General features: G+C 33.5%; 3 protein-coding genes. All 3 read left to right on the forward strand.

The window, feature by feature from the left end; all coding sequences use genetic code 11:
- Positions 1 to 211 precede the first annotated feature (211 nt).
- Positions 212 to 766: an IS200/IS605 family transposase gene (tnpA, locus tag EGI22_RS15005; protein ID WP_255069282.1), complete on the forward strand. Its 555-nt coding sequence runs from the start codon at positions 212 to 214 to the stop codon at positions 764 to 766.
- Between the two features lie 366 nt (positions 767 to 1,132).
- Positions 1,133 to 2,458, forward strand: coding sequence for a DUF58 domain-containing protein (locus EGI22_RS15010; RefSeq protein ID WP_255069283.1), 1,326 nt, complete (start codon positions 1,133 to 1,135; stop codon positions 2,456 to 2,458).
- A 169-nt stretch (positions 2,459 to 2,627) separates the two neighbouring features.
- A partial coding sequence (locus tag EGI22_RS15015; protein ID WP_255069284.1) for an OmpH family outer membrane protein occupies positions 2,628 to 2,907 on the forward strand: 280 nt, incomplete at its 3' end.

Here is a 2,907-nt window from a genome sequence, read left to right on the forward strand (position 1 = left end):
TTTAAGACACCGAATCATCTTAACCGCCGACTCCGAAATGGAAGGCATAACCGAGGACGAGGTTCTAGGGGAATTGTTTAATACGATGGAAATACCAAGATAAAAGGATATTGAAAAATGAAATTTCAAAATAGCCCCGAAGGGGCAAAATCAATAGCACGGGGCATCTAGTAAAAAGTATACAGAGAGGCTCACGGTGCGATATTGAAAAATGAAATTTCAAAATAGCCCCGAAGGGGCAAAATCAATAGCCGGGGGCAACGCCCTTGGTTTTCGTTACAACGTTAGCATATTCAACCAAAATGAGTATCAAATGGGGCAATCATTAATCAGAAATTATGTGCATATAGTATTTAGCACAAAATATCGACAAGCATTTATTGATGATAATATCGAAGAAGAATTGTTTAATTATTTAGGAGGGGTTTGTAAAAACATGGAATGTAATCCAATAAAAGTAGGAGGATATAGAGATCATGTGCATATACTATGTTTATTATCGCAAAAAGTAACTTTGGCGAAATTATTAGAAGAAGTAAAAAAGAATTCTTCGAAATGGATGAAAACGAAAGGAAAAGAATATCAAAATTTTTATTGGCAAAATGGATATGGAGCATTTTCGGTTAAGCCATCGGACATCGAAATAGTGGAAAGGTATATAATAAATCAAAAAACTCACCATCAAAAACAGTCTTTTCAAACAGAATATAGGAAATTTTTAAAGAAGTATAAAGTTGAATATGATGAAAGATATGTTTGGGATTAAGTCAAGTCTTAAGATTATGATGTGTTTTGATTTCGCCCTTTCAGGGCTAGAGTTCATGTCGGGTACTTTAAATAACCTTGGGTTACGCCTAAGGTTGGGGATTACGCCCTTTCAGGGCTGGGTTTACTAGAAGTGAGTCAAAAACTTAGGCTTTACTCAGGGTTGGAGAATTTGCCCTTTCAGGACTTTAGGTTATAAGAAGTGCAATAATAATCAAAATCTATGGCTAAGGTTTTAGACTTTGCCTTTTTAAGACTTGCTTTTATGAACCAATTTATGCTTTCGCAAAAACAAAAGTTTAGATTTTTTTTAGCTTTTCAGGTACTATTATAAGTTGATTTTTTTAAGTAATTTATAAATATTTATATGATAAAATCCTTCTATCTCACGCGAAACACATTCATTTGGCTGGGTGTATGCGTAGTCTTATTTAGTTTTGGATTACTGAACCAGGCATTTTTTGTTTTGGGTAAACTCTTGTTTTTCCTGCTTTGGATAGCTGTGGTACTAGAAACAGTGATATTATTTAGAAACACAGAACCGATTGAAGCAAACCGAAAATTGCCTTCAATACTCAGCAATGGAGATGTGAATTGGATAAAACTAAAAATCAAAAATAATACTTCCCATAATTTCCTGGCCAAACTGATTGAAGACCTCCCAGAGCAATTACAAATCAGAAACTGGGAAAAGGAAAGTATTTTTAAGCCAAATGATATTACAGAAATCAATTACGATATCTACCCAAAAGTTCGTGGACTATATCTATGGGAAAATTTAACGGTGTTTTTGCAGATAAAAAAATACAGTCTTGTAATGCGAAAAGAAGTTTTCGAGTTTGAACAAGAATCAGCTTGTTATCCTTCTTTTGAGCAATTCAAAAGACTACACATAAATGCCGTAGTAAACAACCAACAGAGCAACGAAAAAGTAGTAAGAAAAATAGGACAAAGCCTTGAATTTGAGCAAATCAAGGACTATTCAAGTGGTGACGACTATCGCCATATAAATTGGAAGGCTAGTGCGAAGCGAGGCAATCTAATGGTGAATCAATACCAAGACGAACGCAGCCAGGATATCTACTGTGCGGTAGATTTGGGCAGAACCATGAAAATGCCTTTTAACCAGCAAACGCTTTTGGATTATGCCATAAATGGCTGTTTGGCTCTTTCAAAAACCATAATTACCATGAGCGACAGGGCAGGTTTTCTTGGTTTTTCATACGAAAAATGCAATTTCCTTCCTGCCAAAAAAGACCTCAAACATTTTGGCAAAATCACTGAGAAACTTTACAATATCGAAACAGATTTTAAAGAGTCAGATTTTGAAATGCTGTACAAATTTGTTCGACTAAATATCCGTCAAAGGAGTCTTTTGGTGATATTTACAAATTTCGATTCAGTAAACGCAATGCATCGGAATCTCCCTTATTTACGCTCGCTATCAAGGCATCATTTATTGCTTTTGGTGTTTTTTGAAAACTCCGAAATAGCCCAAATAGTAAACCAACAAGCCAAAGACTTAAAAGAGATTTACAATAATACGATTGGCCATAACATGCTTTATCAAAATAAATTGATAGCAAAAGAATTAGAAAAACACGGCATAAAAGCACTTTTGACACGCCCGGAAAACCTAAGTTCGCAAGTCATCAATCAATATTTAGAAATCAAGAAAAAAAGAATTTTGTAAGCATTTCTAGTTTTTCCCCATCATTCAAATTTAAAAAAAACTTATATTATAATCCTATTTCGATTCAATTATTGAGTAAATTCTCTACTATCCCAATTAAACGTTAAATAAAATTTAGTTTAACATTAGAAAGAAATAAGTATTTTTGACAAAAATTAAATAATTCTTGATGAAACGTATTCTTCTTTCAACACTTTTGGCATTAACATTTCTATCGGCAATAAGCCAAACCAAAAAACCAGCAACAAAAAAGCCTTCGGCAAAAGTATCTTCTAGTACTTCAGCTCAAAAATTTGCTTATATTTATGAAGATTACGTTTATGAAAACTATAAAGCTGTAAAAAAGTTGGACGAAGACTTAAAACAGAAACAAGAGGCTTATCAAGAGTCTTTTAACAAGATGGCCATAGAATACCAAACATTATATATTGATTATCAGACAAGTATAA

It is taken from the genome of Lacihabitans sp. LS3-19 (assembly GCF_024343575.1).
Lineage (GTDB): Bacteria > Bacteroidota > Bacteroidia > Cytophagales > Spirosomataceae > Leadbetterella.